Origin of the sequence: Streptococcus sp. 3167, from assembly GCF_013277175.1 — a bacterium.
GTDB lineage: Bacteria > Bacillota > Bacilli > Lactobacillales > Streptococcaceae > Streptococcus > Streptococcus pseudopneumoniae.
In genome coordinates, this window is sequence record NZ_VMML01000011.1 from 1 (window position 1) to 19,424 (window position 19,424).

Sequence of the window (19,424 nt, forward strand, 5' to 3'; positions counted from 1 at the left end):
ACGAAGTCAGTAACCATACCTACGGCAAGGCGAAGCTGACGTGGTTTGAAGAGATTTTTGGAAAGTATTAACACCTACAGACAAGCCTGACGATAGCAAGAACTACCCTACTCGATAGGTATCGGCTTTTGCTTTCTGAAAAAATTATTTTAAGCAATTTGACAAAGCTAGCAACAAAAAATTCTATAAATATTCCCACTATAAAACGCATAGTATCAAGCTTGTTCAACACCTGATACTATGCGTGTTTGTGATTTTTAAGATTTTGTGCCTAGAGTCGACTCCTTATTTTAGATATTTGAAAGGAATCTCACTCCCACAGAGCCAGTTATAAACCTGGTCATTGACAAAAACATTCATGGCTTCGTGGGCATACTCAGGCATGATGCGATAAGCCTTATCGCAGATCAAACGATTGTAAATCGCAAACTGGGTAATGGGATAGCAAACATCGTCGTCCAAGCCCGTAATCATCTTAACCTCACCTTGGATACGATGGGCAAGATTTTTGACATCGATATAGGCAAGGGTCGCCATGATTTCCTCCTCTGTTTCATGAAAAGGATCGTGGAACTTGAAATAACGGAAAAGTTCATCATAAGCCTCACTAGTATTGCCAATCTCAATCACCCGTCTGAAGTCTGACAAGAAGGGATAGATGGAAACTGTTTTCTGAATTCGAGGATTGAGCGCTGCTGCAACCAAAGCTAGAGCACCACCTTGAGAGGCACCATAGCTAGAAAGACGCTTCTCATCTACCTCAGGCAGATTAGCAATAATTTCAACCAACTGGTAAATGTCCAGATAAACATCCTTATAAAAGAGGTGATCCCGACCCTCCACAGCACCACGGATAATATGTCCCTTAACCGTATTTCCTAGAGGAGAACGCAAACCGTCTTGTGAATAGCCCGACTGGCCTCGAACATCCATGGAAACAACACCGTAACCAGCTACGGTGAAGCCCAGCATGTCGGCCCAATCCCAACCACGTCCCATATAACCATGGAAATGGAAGATTAGCGGAACCTTCTCCTCACTCTTTGGAAGAACGACGCGTGCATAGACCTTGCCTTCATTGCTTCCTTCAAAGGTTAGTTCATAGCACTTGACTTGAGGAATGTGGAAATCTCTTTCCTCCAAGTGGTAGGCTGGAAGCGTGGAAACTTTTTTCACTTCCTCATCCCAGAAAGCATCAAAATCTTCCGGAACCTCGTCCCTGCCTTTATAAGTCTTCATTTCTTCTAACAAAGCTGGATTTTTCATAGCATGCTCCTTTTATTTTGTAATCGCTACCACAACTGTAGCACATCTAAGAAAGCAATGCAAGAAAGAAGGATAAATAGAAAGTGAATTTAGCTTTTCCTCCTTCAAGCCTATTGACTGAAAGTAGTTTTAGAAACGAAAAAAGAGCATTTCGCTCTTCTTCCTTTATTCAATCTTAGTTTTTTGCTTCTTTCTTTTGGAAAGTAGTTTGGTAATTTACTTTAATCGTTACTGTCATATGAGAGTCCTCGTTTCTTTTTGATGACTCTAGTATAAGGGTCAAACCTGAAAGCTAGCTTAAGTTTTCCTTAGAGAAAGCTTAATCCAGATGTTCTTTCTTTTCCAAATGAAGGGCAATCATGCGCCACTCTGGATCCTCTTGCCAGCCTTCAATAGAACTAATGTAGCTAGCAACCTTTCTGGCTTCTTCTAAAATCGGAAAATCTTCGATAATATCAGCTACTTGAAACTCTGGGAGTCCTGACTGTCTGGTTCCAAAAATTTCACCTGAACCACGCATTTTCAAATCTTCTTCGGCCAGGACAAATCCATTGGTCGTTTCTGTCATGATGCGCATGCGGTCGTTCCCAGAATCAGTCTTGGGATTGGCAACGAGAACAGCATAGGACTGCTTGTCCCCCCGACCGACACGACCTCTAAGCTGGTGAAGCTGACTGAGACCGAAACGGTCGGCATCCATGATAATCATGACCGTAGCATTAGGAACGTTGACCCCAACCTCGATAACCGTCGTCGAAACCAGAATATCCGTCTTTCTCTCTTTGAAATCCTGCATGATCTGGTCTTTTTCGTCACTCTTCATCTTACCATGTAGAAGAGCCACTTCTGCCTTACCTGCAAAATGAGCCGTCAGCTCTTCTGATAAGGCAATGGCATTTTTCAAATCTAGAGCTTCTGATTCTTCAATCAAAGGAGAGATGACATAGGCTTGAGAACCTTTTTGGATTTCCCCCTCTAACCAAGTCAAAACCTGAGCTAGTTGCTCATGTTTGATCCAGCGCGTCACAATAGGCTTCCGACCTGCTGGCATCTGGTCGATAATGGAAACATCCATATCTCCAAAGGCTGTGATGGCAAGCGTCCGTGGAATGGGAGTCGCCGTCATCATGAGGACATCTGGATTGTCGCCTTTTTCCCGTAAAATACGCCTTTGCCCCACACCAAAACGGTGCTGTTCATCGATGATAATCAAGCCAAGGCGAGCATAATCCACTCCATCCTGAATCAGAGCGTGGGTTCCGATAATCAAATCAGCCTCACCCTTGGCAATGGTCTCCAAGACTTCTCTCTTTTCTGCAGCTTTTAAGGAACCTGTCAAGAGAGCCAGTTTTAGGTCTGGAAAGAGACTCTGTAGACTCTCAAAGTGTTGCTCTGCGAGAATTTCTGTTGGTACCATGAGGGCTGATTGGTAGCCAGCTGTCACTGCCGCAAACATAGCCAAGCCAGCGACCACCGTTTTTCCGCTCCCCACATCCCCTTGCAAGAGACGATTCATGTGGTGATCCGACTTCATGTCTGTCAAAATTTCCTGTAAACTCTTTTCTTGAGCTGGGGTCAAGGAAAAAGGTAGATTTTCTTTAACTACTGTCACTTTTTCCTGAGACCAATTCAGAACCAGACCACTTCCCTGAACTCTATTTTCAGACTTGAGCGTCTGCAATTGCATTTGAAAATAAAAGAGTTCCTCAAATTTGATACGGCGAAGAGCCTGCTTGTATTCTGCCAAATCCTTGGGGAAATGCATGGCACGAACAGCCTGACAACGGGACATGAGTTTGTATTTGTCCAGCAAAGACTGGGGAAGATTTTCCTCAATCAAGAGGTCCAGTCCCTGATCAAAGGCTGTCTTGATAACTTTGACCAGACTGGCCTGACTGATTCCCTGAGCCAGACGATAGACAGGCTGGAGGTCATCTTCTACCTGAGCCAGAACCTTCATCCCAGTCAGACTAGCCTTAGCGCGGTCCCATTTTCCAAAGACAGCAAGAGTTGCTCCCAACTCTATCTTATCAGCTAGATAAGGCTGGTTAAAGAAGTTCACCGCAAAAACGACTTCTCCCTGTTTGAGGCTAAAACGCAGGCGATTGCGCTTAAAACCATAATACTGGACACTGGCAGGAGTCACGACTTGACCAGAAAGAACTGCCTTTTCACCGTCTTCCAGATCTAGCACCTGCTTAGTCTTAAAATCTTCATAACGGAAAGGAAAGTAGAGCAAGAGATCTTGCAAATTTTCAATTCCTAGTTTGGCGTATTTTTCTGCTGACTTTGGTCCCACACCAGGTAAGACATGCAAGGGTTGATGTAGATTCATGCTCCACTCCTTTCTTTTCTAATCATATTCTCTCGGAATGCGGTCGCTGAGAAGACAAACCACCTCATAGTTAATAGTCCCACGGTAGGACGCTACCTGAGTTGCAGTGATTTCCTTATCCCCATTGGAGCCAATCAAGGTTACCTTGGTTCCGAGTGGGTAAGGCTTAGGCAATCGAATAGTGATTTGGTCCATCGAAACCCTGCCGACAATTGGGCAAGCTTGGCCATCTACCAAGACAGAGAAATTTTCCATGTCTCTTGTCCATCCATCTGCATAGCCGATTGGCACGGTCGCGATGACCTGCTCGCTATCTGCCTGATAGGTCGCCCCGTAGCCCATGCAAGCTCCAGCTGAAACTGTCTTGACATGAACCAGAGCAGACTCCAAGGTCAAGGCTGGAATCAAGTCATAGGGTAAATCCAAGACCTCTCCGCTAGGATTAAGACCATACATGGCATCTCCCATACGGATCGCATTAAAAATAGTCTCTGCATGCCAAAGGGTCGTTGCCGAATTACTGGCATGAACCAGCTCTGGAAGACCTTTCATACTTGATAGAATGGTTTTAAACCGTTCTAACTGGGCATTAAAATAGTCATCTGATTCCTCATCAGCAGTCGCAAAGTGGGTAAAGATTCCTTCAACACGAACACCGTGTTGTTGGAGCAAGTCTTGAGCCTGATCAGCCTCACTAGCCTCTCTAAAACCAATCCGTCCCATCCCTGAGTCAATCTTGAGGTGAACTGTCAATCCAGTTAGGTCCGCTTCCTTATCTAAGAGTGCTTGAATCCACTCCAGTCCAGCCACTGTCAAGGTGATGTCATATTCTTTAGCTAGAGCAACAACTTCTAGCTCAGAAACTCCTAAAATGAGGATTGGCTTGCTGAGTCCAGCTTGTCTGAGTTCAATAGCTTCATCAATATTGGAAACGCAGAAGCCATCGACATCATCTTGAATCGCATTGGCAACAGCTACTGCCCCATGCCCATAGGCATTGGCTTTGACCACTGCCCACTTGAGTGTCCCCTCAGGGATATGAGCCCCCATTTGCTGAATATTGTGTCGAATAGCTCCCAGATGAATCAGAGCCTTGGTTGGTCTATGCGGACTAGCTTGCATGATTTTCCTCCAAAATGACACTGGCTGTCACAAACTGATCGGTATGGCTGATAGATAGCCAAATTTTTCCTGAAAATGGTGACTGACTAAAATAAGGCGCCCCGCGTTCATTGTTTAAGACTTCTAAATCCTGAAAACCGAGCTTGCCAATTCCCGTTCCCATGGCCTTGGAAAAGGCTTCTTTAGCCGACCAGCGACCAGCCAAATATTCGATTTGCCTGCGCCCTTTAAGACTGTTAAACCGTTCCATTTCCTTGGCTGTCAGCACGCGCTTGGCAAAGCCTTCATGTCGTGCAGCCGCTCTTTCTATCGAAGCCAATTCTTCGATGTCAATTCCGTGTCCAACTATCATTCTCATCAAAAGGAGTTGAGATTCCCCAACTCCATCCTTTTCACTTATTCTGCCAAGGTAGCATAGATTTCTTCTACCAAAGCCTCTGTATTTTCCCAACCTAGGCAAGGATCTGTAATAGAGCAGCCAAAGACCTCTGGTTGGTTTTGACGACCATCTGCTAGGTAAGATTCAATCATAAATCCTCGAACTGTCTTTTTAATTTTCTCATTCCAATCACGATTTTGCAAGGTCTGGCGAACAATTCGAATCTGCTCCATATACTGCTTGCCTGAGTTATCATGGTTGGTATCAATGAGGATAAAGGGATTTTCAAGTCCCATGGTTTCATAGCGTTCAATGGCTTGGAGTAGGTTTTCATAGTAGTAATTCGGCATATAATTGCCATACTCGTTAACTGCTCCACGGAGGATGACATGGGACAAAGGATTACCTGAAGTCTCAACTTCCTGCCCATGATAAAGGAAGGTTTGCTTATTTTGAGCAGCATAGATGGCGTTAAACATAACACCCAAATTTCCTGAGGTTGGATTTTTCATCCCTACTGGTGCATCAATCCCAGAAGCCACAAAGCGGTGCTCTTGGTCTTCCACAGAACGAGCTCCAACAGCATGGTAGCTGACCAAGTCATCCACCAAAATTAGATTTGACGGATAAAGCATCTCATCTGCCGTCGTCAAACCAGTCTCTGTAATCACTCGGTAGTGCAACTGGCGCACAGCCTGCAAACCGTTAATCAGGCTTGGAGCCTTAGAAGTGTCTGGCTGGTGAACCAACCCTTTATAGCCGTCTCCGTTGGTACGAGGCTTAGCAGTATAAACGCGCATAACCATGAAAATCTTGTCCGCTACCTTCTTTTGCAAGGCTGACAAGCGGCGGGCATATTCCAAGACAGCTTCTTCATTATCAGAAGAGCAAGGACCAATTACCAAAAGGAGACGGTCATCTTCCCCTGAAATAATGTCTGCCAATTCCCTGTCACGGCTTTCCTTGAGTCTCAAGGCTTCCGCAGACAATTGGGTTTCAGCCTTAATGACTTCCATATCGATTTCTTGACCTTTTTCAATAAATGCCATCTTATTCTCCTAACGTTTTGTAAATTTCTCTGACAAGAGCTTCTGTGTTATCCCAACCCAAGCAAGGGTCTGTGATAGACTTACCAAATACTTCTGGCTCATTTTGTCGACCATCTTCCAGATAAGACTCAATCATAAAACCACGAACGAACTGCTTAATTTTTTCATTCCAAGCACGGTTAATCAAGGTCTGGCGGACAATTCGGATCTGTTCAATATACTGCTTACCAGAATTGTCATGATTGGTATCAATGATGATAAAAGGATTTTCCAAGCCCATTTTCTCATACTGGGCAATGGTCTCAATTAAATTGTCATAATAGTAGTTGGGAATATTGTTACCATACTCATTAAGAGCACCACGAAGAATAGCGTGTGAAAGCGGGTTCCCAGTTGTTTCTACTTCTTTTCCTAAGAAAAGGAAACTTTGTTTGTTTTGAGCAGCATAAATCCCATTAAACATGACATTGAGATTTCCAGAGGTTGGATTTTTAAAACCAGTAGAAAATCCTGCCCCACTTGCCACAAAGCGGTGTTGCTGGTCTTCAACTGAACGGGCACCAACTGCCATGTAAGAAATCAAATCATCTACAAGCGGAAGGTTTTCAGGATAAAGCATTTCATCAGCAGTTGTCATCCCTGTTTCTGTGATGACACGATAGTGAAGATGGCGAACGGCTTTGATTCCATTGATAAGACTAGGCGCTTCTGTCGCGTTAGGCTGGTGAATCAAGCCCTTATAGCCATCTCCGTTGGTACGGGGTTTGGCAGTATAAACACGCATAACCATAAAGATACGATCTGCCACTTCTTCTTGTAGGACTGCCAAACGCTTAGCGTATTCAAGGACAGCTTCTTCGTTGTCAGATGAGCACGGACCGATTACCAAGAGAATTCGCTGGTCTTCTCCACGCATGATGGCTTCTAGCTCTTGATCGCGCTGTGATTTTCTCTCCAAAGCTTGGCCTTCTAATTTTGATAAGGCACGAACTTCTTCGATATTTATTTTAGGACTTTTTGCTGTAAATACCATAAGTCATCTCCTTATAAAGCAAACGGATACCAAGTAAAAATTTACTTTTCACAAGATATCCGCCTCTAAACTATCTCATTTTATTGTCTTTTACCGTGACAATTTTTAAACTTCTTACCAGAACCACATGGGCAAAGTTGATTGCGTCCAATCTGGCTCAAATCCAAATCTTCTGGCATACTTGCTTGGTGAGCAGCGATATTGCGAGTCGCTGTTGTACTGATATGGCGTTCTGCCTGTGGTCTTTCTTGTTCATGAATTTGTGCTTTCATCATCAAGCGTGTCACATCAAACTCAATCGAACCAATCATATCATTAAACATACGGAAACCTTCTGCCTGATACTCAACAACAGGGTTGTTCTGAGCATAACCACGAAGTCCAACCGCGTTACGCAATTGATCAAGGGCATCGATATGATCTGTCCACTTGTTATCCACCACTCGTAGAATCAAAACTTTTTGGAATTCTTTAACTGCTTCTTCATCGCGTAGTTTTGAAACCTGACTATCATAAACCTTCAAGGCACGTTGAAAAAGCTCTTCCTTGATGGCCTTATCAGACAAGCCTGACAAATCTTCCATCGTAATAGAATCTTCTGGAAGCAAGTTGTACTTAGCAAAGTTCAAAATTGCTTCAAGTTTTTCATCTTGTTTGGCACGCGCATGACCATCGACGACACGTTCAATCGTGCGTTTGTGCATAGCCTGAATTTCAGGTGCCAAGTCACGGTCTGCAGTGATGACATCGTAACGTTGAGCATAGATAATCTCACGTTGTTCACGCATGACATCGTCGTATTGAAGGACTTGTTTACGGGTATCGTAGTTATTTCCTTCGACACGTTTCTGAGCTGCCTCAACCTGACGCGTCAACATACGAGACTCAATGGCCTCTTCAGACATATTCAAGCGTTCAAATATGCCTTTCAAGCGTTCAGAACCAAAACGTTTCATCAAATCATCTTCAAGAGAGAGGTAGAATTGTGACTCACCTGGATCTCCTTGACGACCTGAACGTCCACGAAGCTGGTTATCGATACGACGACTTTCATGACGTTCTGTACCAATCACACAAAGTCCTCCAAGTTCACGAACACCTTCACCAAGCTTGATGTCGGTACCACGACCCGCCATGTTGGTTGCGATGGTAACGGCACCACGTTGACCAGCATTCATGATGATTTGGGCTTCTCTATAGTGATTTTTGGCATTCAAGACTTCGTGAGGAACACCAGCTGCGACCAATTTCTTAGAAATATAGTCACTAGTTTCAACCGCTACTGTACCAACCAAGACAGGCTGACCCTTTTGGTAACGAGCCTTAACGTCTTCGACAACCGCTTTAAACTTAGATTCGATACTTGCATAAAGAAGGTCTGAGTGGTCAATCCGTTGAACAGGACGGTTTGTTGGGATTGGAATAACACGAATGTTGTAGATTTCACGGAATTCTTCTTCTTCAGTCTTACCTGTACCCGTCATACCAGACAATTTCTTGTACATACGGAAAAGGTTTTGATACGTGATTGAGGCAGATGTCTTGGTTTCATCCTGGATTGGCACACCTTCTTTGGCTTCAATAGCTTGGTGCAAGCCATCAGAATAACGACGACCTTCCATGGTACGACCTGTAAATTGGTCGACAATCAAGATTTCTTGCTCTTCGCTCACCACATAGTCAATATCGAGAAGCATGATGTAGTTGGCACGAAGGGCGTTATCGATAAAGTGAGTCAAAGCCACGTTTTCGATGTCATAGAGATTTTCAAGCTTGAAGTAGCTTTCAGCCTTGTCAATCCCTGAATCAGACAAACCAATAGTCTTAGACTGCACATCGATGATGTAGTCGTCTTTGTCCAACGATTTTACATAGTGGTCTGCCATATGGTAGAGCTGACTGGTTTCAACTGCATTAGCACCTGATACAATCAAAGGTGTACGGGCCTCGTCAATCAAGATAGAGTCAACCTCATCGACCAAGGCATAGTTAAGCGGACGTTGTACCATGTTTTCAGCACGAACGACCATGTTGTCACGAAGGTAGTCAAATCCGATTTCTGAGTTGGTTGAGTAAGTAATATCACACTCATAGGCTTCTTTTTTCTCCATTGGAGATTTGGCAGCCAAGTTAATCCCTACTGACAAACCAAGCCATGAGTACAATTCACCCATCTCAGTCGCGTCACGTTCTGATAGGTATTCGTTAACCGTAACTACGTGAACCCCTTTGCCTGAAAGGGCATTGAGGTATACCGGCATAGTCGCAGTCAAGGTTTTCCCTTCCCCTGTACGCATCTCTGGCACGTCACCATGGTGAAGAACGATTCCCCCCATGACCTGAACCTTATATGGGAAGAGACCTAGGACACGTTTGGCACCCTCACGGACAACCGCAAATGCTTCATAAAGCAATGAATCCAGCGATTCTCCATTTTGATAACGTTCTTTAAATTCAACTGTTTTTGCTTTTAGTTGGTCATCAGTCAAAGCAGCCATTTGGTCTTCGTATTTGAAAACCTTGTCAGCCATCTTTTCCAGACGACGGATTTCTCCTTTATCATTTTCGATAATTGTTTTTAAAATATTAGCCATGTTTTTCCTTACTTTAAATTCCGAATATTTTAGAATGTTCTTTTAATTTTAGCACAATTACTGATTATTTTCAAGGAAGAATCCCCATTTTGAAAAGGAAAAAGAGGCTAGTTTTCAAGCTAACCTCTCTGACTTTTATGATACTTTAATTGCCAAGAATCGGCAAAATAGCAAATAGGATAAATAAGTTAATCCAAAGAGAAAGACAGCAGATCAATCCAAAAACAAAGAGACTGACTTTCTTGGACAGCAAGGCCATCAAAATGGACAGAATGCCAAAAACTAGCAAGACTTTCTATATGCTGAAGAGGTCAATCTTCCCCCCAGAATCGGACTGCCCCAAGGAAGAAAGAAGAAAGCAATCCATATTAACAGAACTAAACCAATATAGACCTTGGAATAGCGTGTAATAAATGATTTTAGATGTACCATAAGCTACCTCCTAAGCTTGTATATCTTTTGAATACTGTATATGCCCATTTTCGACAACTAATACATCTGTACAAAGGTCTGAAATATCTTCCGATATGTGTGATGTCAGGATAACCAGACCATTTTCTTTTTTAAGGTAAGATAAAATGACCTGTTTGGTTAACCTCACACTCTTCTCATCCAAAGCATTCATAGGTTCATCGAGAAAGAGTATAGATGGTTCGGCAATAAAGGCTTGGATCAAAGCCATTTTTTGTTTCGTTCCTAAGGATAAATGACGGTACTCAACGTCTTCAAATTCCTGTAAATCATAGTATTGAATCCAATAGGCAATTCTTTTTTCCGTAACTTTAGATGAAAAATACCTTAACAGTTCCAAATTTTCTCTCAGGGATAAATGAGATAGAAACTCTACCTTTTCAATTAAAATCCCTGCATCCTGAATATAATGATTTTTTATCCCGTAGACTTCCCCATCTTGAAGAACTTTTCCTTTGTCAAGCTTAATATAACCAGCAAGTACCTTTAAAAGAACCGTCTTGCCAGATCCATTATCACCTTTAAGGCCATAAATTTTTCCTGATTGAAACACCAAATTCAACTGATTTAAAATAGGTCTTTTCGCGTAATTTTTCTGTCCATCTATAATTTCAAGTCTCATCGTTTATCCTTTCTTAAATTTCTCTTCCAAACGACTAACAATCAAGATAACCAATAAACTTAGGAGTCCTAAATATACTATTACAATATGATCCATCATCCATTCTTGTCCCACAAATGCTAAAAAATAGAGAAAAAAGGAAAAACCAGCGCCCGCACTAATCAGTGCTATCAGATAAGACAGTAGCAAGTACAACATCATTAACTGAGCAAGTAAAAAGAAAAGTACGACTGTTTTGAAATGAATTCCTAGAGGAAGTAAACCAAGGAACCAGACAAATAAATCTTGAGTAAAAAATTTAGAGATGACAACCAATCGTTTCCTTGTATAATCGAAAAAGGAGCTTGATTGATAGCGAATCAAGTGATGGTAATGGTCTGCCAAATCACTTTCAAGCAAAATGACAGAGAGCCATCCTACCATGAAAAGCGAAAGGTTTAACAAGAGTTTGGGGATTTCTAAATTCACTTCAGAATAGTCATTATAGGAAAAGATTGAAATCAATTCTCTCTTGAAAAAGAGAAAAACATCCTGCTTTTGAACCGCTGTTGACAATAGATAGTTTATCAAAATCATCATCAGAACTATACGAAGTAGTAAAACGATCTTTCTCTTTAGCAAAATATTGTTAAAATTCTTAAACATTATCTTCATATTTTTCAAGCACCATATAAGGGACAATATAAAGGATATAAGGAGTAAAGAGTTTCATCAAACTGACATCCCCATAGCTAGCTTGCATCAAACTCGTCATAGGAACCATATAGTAAGGCAAGGCACTATAGAGTAACATAGAACCAAGCCAAAGAAACATCAAATAGGCAATTGCCGAACGAGTCACATTCCCCACATAATCAACTATTTTTAAAAAATAGACTGCATTGATGAAAATACCGATTAGTAGGACACAAGTAAAGAACAAATAGCTTGTTATCTCTCCATCTAGGAGCCTTTGTAAACTACTCCCATCAGAAAATAGAGAATTCCATTCAAGAGGAGAAAAAGTCCCAAAGAAATAAGTTAAAATTGCAATTATCAGCACAGTCACTAAATATATCACACAAGGGATACTTGCAACTTGCAAAGTCAACTTTCTTTTTACCCCTTGATAACTCACTTCTCTTCCAATACTCAATCGTAAAACTTTATTTTTCAGCTCAATATATTGAAAACCTAGCAAAACAATGATGATTGGAATAATAAATGATTGATAAAAACCTAGATTGAACTGGAGAATACGAAAATCTAATGCTGATTTTAATAAGTCATTTTTAATTGCTTGTCCATCGAATTTAGCTAGATCGGGCGCATGAATATCAAAAAAGAAATAAGTCATCAAAACATCACGATAAACCAAAGCAAGAAAAAGCAAAGTAAGCAAGACATAAACAAATTTATGCCTTGCCAAAGTTAAGAGAGGAATCTTCATAAGCCACCTCCTATTAAAAAACCGATATAAATCAATGCCTCCCCGCTTTAGACTTCCCTAACTCCTTTCTTAGTCTAAGCATTTTTTTGAAACAAGAATAAGTTAACCTATTCAGACCAATAGCTAGCAGAATAAAAAGAAACCAAATGCCCCATAACTTGATATCTGTCAAATTTCTCAAGACGATATTGAAAAACAGAACTGAAATAACTGTCCAAGCAAGGCTAAAAAGAGCATAGAGGGGGATGTAAAACCAGTAAAAATAGTAAAAAATTGGGAAAAATTTACTTTCTCTATTATCCTTTTCAATCCAATTGAAAAAGTAAAACCAGGGCAATAAGATTATAAATTTAAACAAATGTTTCATCGATACCTCCTTTTTGATAGCGTTTTCTATTATTTTATTATATCAAAAAAATCTGGAAATGTCATTCCAGATTCTACTTTTTATTTGCGTTTTCTTGCGATGAGATGAATCGGTGTTCCCTCAAAAACAAAGGCCTTGCGGATTTGATTTTCCAAGAAACGCAGGTAAGAAAAGTGCATGAGTTCTTCTTCATTGACAAAGATGACAAAGGTTGGTGGTTTGGTTGCCACTTGGGTCGCATAGAAAATCTTGAGACGTTTTCCTTTGTCTGTCGGTGTTGGGTTGATGGCAATGGCATCCATGATGACATCGTTCAAGACAGCTGATGGAATACGTGTATTTTGACTTTCGCTGATTTGCTTAATCATCTCAGGAAGTTTGTGGAGACGTTGCTTGGTCAAAGCGGATACAAAGATAATCGGTGCGTAAGGCAGGTATTGGAACTGCTCACGGATATCTTCTTCCCAGTTTTTCATAGTGTGGTTATCTTTTTCAAGCGTATCCCACTTGTTGACCACGATAATCATCCCTTTACCAGCTTCATGGGCAAATCCTGCGATACGCTTGTCGTACTCACGAATGCCTTCTTCCGCATTGATGACCATCAAGACCACATCTGAACGGTCAATAGCACGCATGGCACGCATAACAGAGTATTTCTCGGTATTTTCATAAACCTTACCAGACTTACGCATACCAGCCGTATCAATCATGGTAAACTCTTGACCATCTGTATCTGTAAAGTGGGTATCAATGGCATCACGAGTTGTTCCAGCAACAGGACTAGCAATAACACGGTCTTCGCCCAAGATAGCATTGATCAAACTTGATTTTCCAACGTTTGGACGACCAATCAGGCTAAACTTAATGACATCTGGATTTTCTTCTTCATATTCATTTGGAAGGTTTTCCACAATCGCATCTAGTACATCCCCTGTACCGATACCATGGACAGATGAGATAGGCAGTGGTTCACCCAAACCGAGGGCATAGAAATCATAGATATCATTTCGCATCTCAGGGTTGTCCACCTTGTTAACTGCGAGGATAACTGGTTTGTGGGTCTTATAAAGCTTACGGGCTACGTATTCGTCTGCATCGGTAATTCCTTCCTTACCGGACACGACAAAGACGATAACATCTGCTTCTTCCATGGCAATTTCTGCCTGGTGCTTGATTTGTTCCATGAAAGGAGCATCGACATCATCAATTCCTCCTGTATCAATCATGCTAAAAGAACGATTGAGCCACTCACCCGTTGCATAAATACGGTCACGTGTCACTCCTTCGACATCTTCTACAATGGAGATTCGCTCACCAGCGATCCGATTAAATAGGGTTGATTTCCCAACATTGGGACGTCCTACAATGGCAATAGTTGGTAGGGCCATAATTTCTCACTTTCTACAATAACTTCTTCTGTTCAAGATTTTTTCTAGTTGAGCTTGGTTCAGCTTGACCAAACTGTTCTGCTAGACGCTGACTCCAGCTTGTGGTCGCACGCGCCCCAGCATAGTCAGCCTGTACACGGTCATAAGCCTCAATCACATCAACTGTTTGTTCCTGATATTCTTCCTCAAACACCACTTGATTCAATGGCAAGCGAGGTTTAACTTCATGTTCTTGATTTGGCACACCCAGTGCCATCCCAAAAACAGGATAGGTGTAGTCAGGCAGGTTAAAGAGCTCTGCCACTTCTTCTGATTTGTAACGCACCAAGCCAATAATGACACCACCATAGCCCAAGCTTTCAGCTGCCAGCAGGGCATTTTGACCAGCAAGAGCCGCATCGACTGAACTAATCAAGAGACCTTCTACACCTTGGGGTTGGAATGAATCGGTATGAAGCTGGGCTCCCTTTTCTGCTCGGTTCAAGTCTCCGACAAAGAGAAGGAAAACAGCAGACTGGCGAATAGCTTCTTGAGGTACCAATTCATACAGAGCATCTTTCTTTTCTTGACTTCGTACCACAATCACAGAGTAGGATTGGAAATTCTTCCAAGACGAGGCCATCTGGGCTGCTGTCAGGATTTCAGTCAAGTCTTCCTGAGGGAGGGCTTGCTCCTTAAATCTTCGAACAGACTTATGAGCTTTCATCAGTTTAATGGTTTCTGTCATCGACGGTTTACTCCTTCTAAACGAGTCTCCTCAGCCAAATAACGGATGCGTTCCATGACGCGTCTGGCTTCCCAGGTTTCGTCATTTCCATGCTTCCCTTTAGCGAAATGCAGCTCCAAGTCTTCAAAGTTGAAGTTGGAAGTGAAAAAGGTCGGTAAGTTTTCCTGCATCCGATATTGGAGAATGACTTGCAGGATTTCATCCCGCACCCAAGCTGTTGATTGCTCGGCACCAATATCATCTAAAATCAGGACTTCAGAAAGCTTAATCTCATCTACCAAGGTCTTAACATTGCCATCACCGATAGCATTTTTGACATCGATGACAAAACTAGGATAGTGGAGGAGAGTGGAGGAAACACCACGTTTTTCTGACAAATCATGGGCTAAGGCAGCCACCATGAAACTTTTACCCACACCAAAGTCTCCATATAAGTAAAGACCTTTTCGAATAGCTGGATATTGCTCCACGAAGGCTAATAGCTTTTCAAAAACTGGTAAGCGCCCCAAATCATCCAAGTCTACTTGAGCCAAACTAGCTTGCTTGAGACTGGCTGGCAGATTGATTAACTTGAGACGGTTCTTAATAGCCGCTTCTTTTTCCGCTGCGATTAGTTCAGGAGTTTCTTCATAAGAAACATCCGCATAGCCATGATTCATAACCAAAATCGGCTTGTAGCCTTTGGCAATATAATCCGTATCACCACGGAGAAACTTGTCGCGCTCGGTGATGTACTGATTAAACTTGGAGATACTGCGATTCAATTCCTCTGGGGTCAAGGATTCTTGCTGGATAAAGGCCGCAACATCAGGGTCCTTCATGATTTTCTGGACCAAATCTTGATAATGAAAACGGCTAGGTTGACGCTTGAGTACGTCTCCGACACTTTCCATCTAATCTCCTCCTTTTTCTAATCGAGCTAATAGTTCTTGTTTCTTACGTTCTAGTTCCAGACGAGTTTCCTCGCTGGTTTCATTTTTATAATCTGGATTGCTCCACTTGGGTACATTGGACTTGGCAGGACTAGGGGTACTGCTTTTTTGAGCCTGATTCTTCTGCCCACGCTCACGGATTCGCAAGACTGCCTCTTCTGCCGAATGAATCTTTTGATAGGCATAATCATTAGCCACCTTCATGGCATATTTCTCATTGATGTTTGCCGAATCCACCTTATTAAAGGTCAATAAGAGAATGATATTGATGACTTCGTCCAGCAAGCCCAAACCAGTCATCTGTTGCAAGAGTTCTCTTTCTGTTTGGGTGATGGTTCCCTTGCGTGTTTGCTTGATTTCTGCCAAGAACTGCAGGGCAGTTTTACTTTTGGCTTCTTTGATAATGGTTGTTTCCTTAGGACTAAAGTCAGAGGAAACAGGTTTTTGAGCGATTTTTTCCCGCATGCGTTTGGTTGAAATGACTTGGGAAACAGCTGTTGACTTAGCCAATTGATAAGTTTCAAACCAAGTCCATTTCTTCTCCTCGGCAATGGCAAAGAGGTTTAAGACATCGGACTGCTCATCCGCAAAGCGAAGCCCATCTCGAGCCATAAGCTGACGAAAATGATCCAAGTCAAAATCGTTGGCCACTTTCTTCTTGAGACTAAGGTCTTCTTGACTTCCCAGTTCTGCTAAGTCTGGAAAGACTTGATTGAGTGAGACAGGTATTTCTTCACCCTCAGCACTTTCATCTTTCAAATCCTCCACAGCGGCATCACCAATCTTCTTCTCCAAAAGTCTGCGATACACAGGATGCTCCAAGAAATCTTGACTTGAAAGAGGAGCATGGAGGGCTAGCTGATAAACATCCCCCTTTTGATAGAGGGTTAAGAGATTAAAAGCCGATAAGATTTTCAAGGATTTTAAAAATCTGTCCATCCCAAAGTTGAGATGGTTGAGAATACTTGAAAAGAGATATTCCTTTCTGCCATTATCCCAAAAACTGATTGTATAAAGATAAAGGCTCAGTGCCTCCTGACCGATAATCGGGAGGTAGCACTGTACCAGAGATGAGGTATCTTGCGACACCCGATTATTCTTTAGATAAGAAAAACGGTCAATTGGCTTCATTTATCTTTCCTTTTTCTTTTTAGAGGACTGGGTGATTTGTTGGAGCAGACTCTCTAACTCACTGACATCCTTAAAACTACGATAGACACTAGCAAAACGTACATAGGTAATCTCGTCCAATTCAGCCAACTCCTCCATGACGAGTGACCCAATGTCCTCACTTTGAATTTCATTTTCATTTCGACCACGGAGTTTCTGTTCGATACGATTGACTACCATGTTGATTTCATCACTTGACACAGGACGTTTCTGGGCTGAGCGGATAATCCCATTAAAGATTTTATCTCTGGAGAATTGTTCCCGTGTGCCATCTTTTTTAACAACCACTAAGGTTCTTTCTTCTACCCGTTCGTAGGTTGTAAAACGGTGTTGGCATTCGTCGCACTCACGTCTTCTACGAATGGTGTTCCCTTCTTCTGCTTGGCGACTATCGATAACACTTGACTTGGTAGCCCCACATTTTGGACAACGCATCCTTTCCCTCCTTATCGTTTTCTTTTCATTATACCATTTTTTAAACGATTCCCAAAACAATTCTTCTTTTTGCTTGACAAGTTTTTTGTTTTATTGTATTATTTAATTGAGACAAAAAGATAAAAGAAAGGAGACCAAGATGTCCTGGACATTTGACAACAAAAAACCCATCTATTTACAGATTATGGAGAAAATCAAGCTTCAGATTGTTTCCCATACACTGGAAGCCAATCAACAACTTCCAACCGTGAGAGAGCTAGCGAGCGAGGCCGGTGTCAATCCAAACACCATCCAAAGAGCCTTGTCAGACCTTGAACGAGAAGGATTTGTCTACAGCAAGCGCACAACTGGACGATTTGTGACTGAAGATAAAGAGCTGATCGCCCAATCGCGCAAACAATTATCAGAAGAAGAATTGGAACACTTCGTTTCCTCCATGACCCATTTTGGCTATGAAAAAGAAGAACTACCAAGCGTAGTCGGCGATTATATTAAAGGAGTTTAAGCCTATGTCATTACTAGCATTTGAAAATGTATCCAAATCTTATGGAGCAACCCCAGCCCTTGAAAATGTTTCCCTTGAGATCCCAGCTGGAAAAATTGTTGGTCTCCTTGGCCCAAACGGCTCAGGAAAAACAACCCTGATTAAACTAATCAACGGCCTCTTACAACCAGATCAAGGACGCGTCCTTATCAACGACATGGACCCAAGCCCAGCAACCAAGGCTATCGTAGCTTATTTGCCTGATACCACCTATCTCAATGAGCAAATGAAGGTCAAAGAAGCCCTAACCTACTTCAAGACCTTCTATAAAGATTTCAATCTTGAACGCGCCCATCATCTACTTGCAGACCTCGGCATTGATGAAAATAGTCGTCTCAAGAAACTATCAAAAGGAAACAAGGAAAAGGTACAACTGATTTTGGTTATGAGCCGTGATGCTCGTCTTTACGTTCTGGACGAACCCATTGGTGGGGTGGATCCAGCAGCCCGTGAGTATATCCTCAATACCATTATCAACAACTACTCCCCAACTTCTACCGTTTTGATTTCTACCCACTTGATTTCTGATATCGAGCCAATCTTGGATGAAATTGTCTTCCTCAAAGACGGAAAAGTCGTCCGTCAAGGCAATGTAGATGATATTCGCTATGAGTCTGGTGAATCCATTGACCAGCTCTTCCGTCAGGAATTTAAGGCCTAAGCAAAGGAGATTATTTATGTTTTGGAATTTAGTTCGCTACGAATTTAAAAATGTTAACAAGTGGTATTTAGCCCTCTACGCAGCCGTGCTAGTCCTTTCAGTCCCCCTAGGAATGCAAGGACACTACTATAATTATATATCTTTCAAAGATAGCCAACCTTTCCTATTTATCTTTCTGGCTCTCGTCTTTGGTGGCTTGATAATTACACTTGGGATTTCAACCATTTTCTTGATTATCAAACGCTTCAAAGGTAGTGTCTATGACCGCCAAGGCTATCTGACTTTGACCTTGCCAGTTTCTGAGCACTATATCATCACTGCTAAATTAGTCGGAGCCTTTATCTGGTCTATACTTAGCTCGGCTGTACTGGCTCTAAGTGCTTTTCTTATTGTGACTATAACGGTTCCAGAATGGATGTCACATTATGACTTGTTCCCACTTGTAGGAACATACCTTCCTCAACTCTCTCTTGTGGGGTTATCCTTCCTACTAAATACCGTTTCTGGAATCCTCTGCATCTACTTGGCTATTTCCATTGGACAGCTTTTCAATGAATACCGTACAGCACTCGCTGTTGCAGCCTACATTGGGATCCAAATCGTCATTGGCTTTATTGAAGTCTTCTTCAATACCAGTACTAACTTCTATGTCAATTCACTTGCAGGATTTAATGATAATTTCTATATGGGAGCAAGCATAGGCATTGTTGAAGAACTCATATTCATAGCTATCTTTTATCTCGGAACCTACTATATTTTGAGAAACAAGGTTAACTTGCAATAGTTTTAAAATCAAAAAGGATAACATCTCATCACAGAGAGGCTATCCTTTTTGATTTTATCTCATTTTCCGTCTAACTTTATCTTACAGACGAATCCTTCTAACCAATTAATACT

Annotated in this window: 19 protein-coding genes and 1 pseudogene; 3 read left to right on the forward strand and 17 right to left on the reverse strand. The window is 41.9% G+C overall.

The window, feature by feature from the left end; genetic code table 11:
- Positions 1-285: 285 nt before the first annotated feature.
- The 17 genes and pseudogenes from HT678_RS01655 to nrdR form a co-directional block, all read right to left on the reverse strand.
- Positions 286-1,266 (reverse strand): acetylxylan esterase, encoded by a 981-nt coding sequence (locus HT678_RS01655; protein ID WP_023940720.1) that lies wholly within the window; start codon positions 1,264-1,266, stop codon positions 286-288.
- 319 nt (positions 1,267-1,585) lie between these two features.
- Entirely contained in the window at positions 1,586-3,601 is a 2,016-nt protein-coding gene (gene recG, locus HT678_RS01660) for an ATP-dependent DNA helicase RecG (protein ID WP_172922056.1), read from the reverse strand.
- 18 nt (positions 3,602-3,619) lie between these two features.
- Positions 3,620-4,723, reverse strand: coding sequence for an alanine racemase (alr, locus tag HT678_RS01665; protein ID WP_023935689.1), 1,104 nt, complete (start codon positions 4,721-4,723; stop codon positions 3,620-3,622).
- Positions 4,713-5,075, reverse strand: coding sequence for a holo-ACP synthase (acpS, locus tag HT678_RS01670; RefSeq protein ID WP_031233486.1), 363 nt, complete (start codon positions 5,073-5,075; stop codon positions 4,713-4,715). Before acpS ends, alr begins: the two co-directional genes overlap by 11 nt.
- 44 nt (positions 5,076-5,119) lie before the next feature.
- A complete protein-coding gene (locus HT678_RS01675) occupies positions 5,120-6,151 on the reverse strand; it encodes a 3-deoxy-7-phosphoheptulonate synthase (RefSeq protein WP_000864063.1) in 1,032 nt (343 codons plus the stop codon).
- A 1-nt stretch (position 6,152) separates the two neighbouring features.
- On the reverse strand, positions 6,153-7,184 hold the full coding sequence (locus HT678_RS01680; RefSeq protein ID WP_000232197.1) for a 3-deoxy-7-phosphoheptulonate synthase: 1,032 nt from the start codon (positions 7,182-7,184) through the stop codon (positions 6,153-6,155).
- Positions 7,185-7,264: 80 nt separating this feature from the next.
- A complete protein-coding gene (gene secA / locus HT678_RS01685; RefSeq protein ID WP_001274079.1) occupies positions 7,265-9,778 on the reverse strand; it encodes a preprotein translocase subunit SecA in 2,514 nt (837 codons plus the stop codon).
- Positions 9,779-9,923: 145 nt separating this feature from the next.
- Positions 9,924-10,210 (reverse strand): annotated as a pseudogene (locus tag HT678_RS11870) (hypothetical protein).
- Positions 10,211-10,220: 10 nt separating this feature from the next.
- Complete coding sequence (locus HT678_RS01690; RefSeq protein ID WP_050389832.1) at positions 10,221-10,871, reverse strand: ATP-binding cassette domain-containing protein; 651 nt, start codon at positions 10,869-10,871, stop codon at positions 10,221-10,223.
- Between the two features lie 3 nt (positions 10,872-10,874).
- Positions 10,875-11,516, reverse strand: a complete 642-nt coding sequence (locus HT678_RS01695; protein ID WP_050389831.1) for a hypothetical protein — start codon at positions 11,514-11,516, stop codon at positions 10,875-10,877.
- Positions 11,509-12,300, reverse strand: a complete 792-nt coding sequence (locus tag HT678_RS01700; RefSeq protein WP_050389830.1) for a hypothetical protein — start codon at positions 12,298-12,300, stop codon at positions 11,509-11,511. The genes HT678_RS01695 and HT678_RS01700 overlap by 8 nt, the downstream gene beginning before the upstream one ends.
- Before the next feature lie 31 nt (positions 12,301-12,331).
- Entirely contained in the window at positions 12,332-12,667 is a 336-nt protein-coding gene (locus tag HT678_RS11400) for a hypothetical protein (protein WP_000681324.1), read from the reverse strand.
- 80 nt (positions 12,668-12,747) lie between these two features.
- Positions 12,748-14,058, reverse strand: a complete 1,311-nt coding sequence (gene der, locus HT678_RS01705; protein WP_001207696.1) for a ribosome biogenesis GTPase Der — start codon at positions 14,056-14,058, stop codon at positions 12,748-12,750.
- A gap of 13 nt (positions 14,059-14,071) precedes the next feature.
- Positions 14,072-14,785, reverse strand: a complete 714-nt coding sequence (locus tag HT678_RS01710) for an NADPH-dependent oxidoreductase (protein WP_000140813.1) — start codon at positions 14,783-14,785, stop codon at positions 14,072-14,074.
- Positions 14,782-15,678 (reverse strand): primosomal protein DnaI, encoded by an 897-nt coding sequence (gene dnaI, locus HT678_RS01715; RefSeq protein ID WP_000446507.1) that lies wholly within the window; start codon positions 15,676-15,678, stop codon positions 14,782-14,784. The genes HT678_RS01710 and dnaI overlap by 4 nt, the downstream gene beginning before the upstream one ends.
- Positions 15,679-16,848, reverse strand: a complete 1,170-nt coding sequence (locus tag HT678_RS01720; RefSeq protein WP_172924546.1) for a replication initiation and membrane attachment family protein — start codon at positions 16,846-16,848, stop codon at positions 15,679-15,681.
- The gene (nrdR, locus tag HT678_RS01725) at positions 16,849-17,322 is read right to left on the reverse strand and encodes a transcriptional regulator NrdR (protein WP_001203672.1); all 474 of its coding nucleotides are present in this window, start codon (positions 17,320-17,322) and stop codon (positions 16,849-16,851) included.
- A 139-nt stretch (positions 17,323-17,461) separates the two neighbouring features.
- Between nrdR and HT678_RS01730 the strand changes: the two genes are divergently transcribed.
- From HT678_RS01730 to HT678_RS01740, 3 genes are read left to right on the forward strand one after another with little or no spacing between them, the layout of a single operon-like run.
- Positions 17,462-17,827, forward strand: coding sequence for a GntR family transcriptional regulator (locus HT678_RS01730; protein WP_000119148.1), 366 nt, complete (start codon positions 17,462-17,464; stop codon positions 17,825-17,827).
- Positions 17,828-17,831: 4 nt separating this feature from the next.
- Positions 17,832-18,527, forward strand: coding sequence for an ABC transporter ATP-binding protein (locus HT678_RS01735; protein WP_000054205.1), 696 nt, complete (start codon positions 17,832-17,834; stop codon positions 18,525-18,527).
- Between the two features lie 16 nt (positions 18,528-18,543).
- Positions 18,544-19,311 (forward strand): hypothetical protein, encoded by a 768-nt coding sequence (locus tag HT678_RS01740; protein ID WP_055356752.1) that lies wholly within the window; start codon positions 18,544-18,546, stop codon positions 19,309-19,311.
- Positions 19,312-19,424 lie beyond the last annotated feature (113 nt).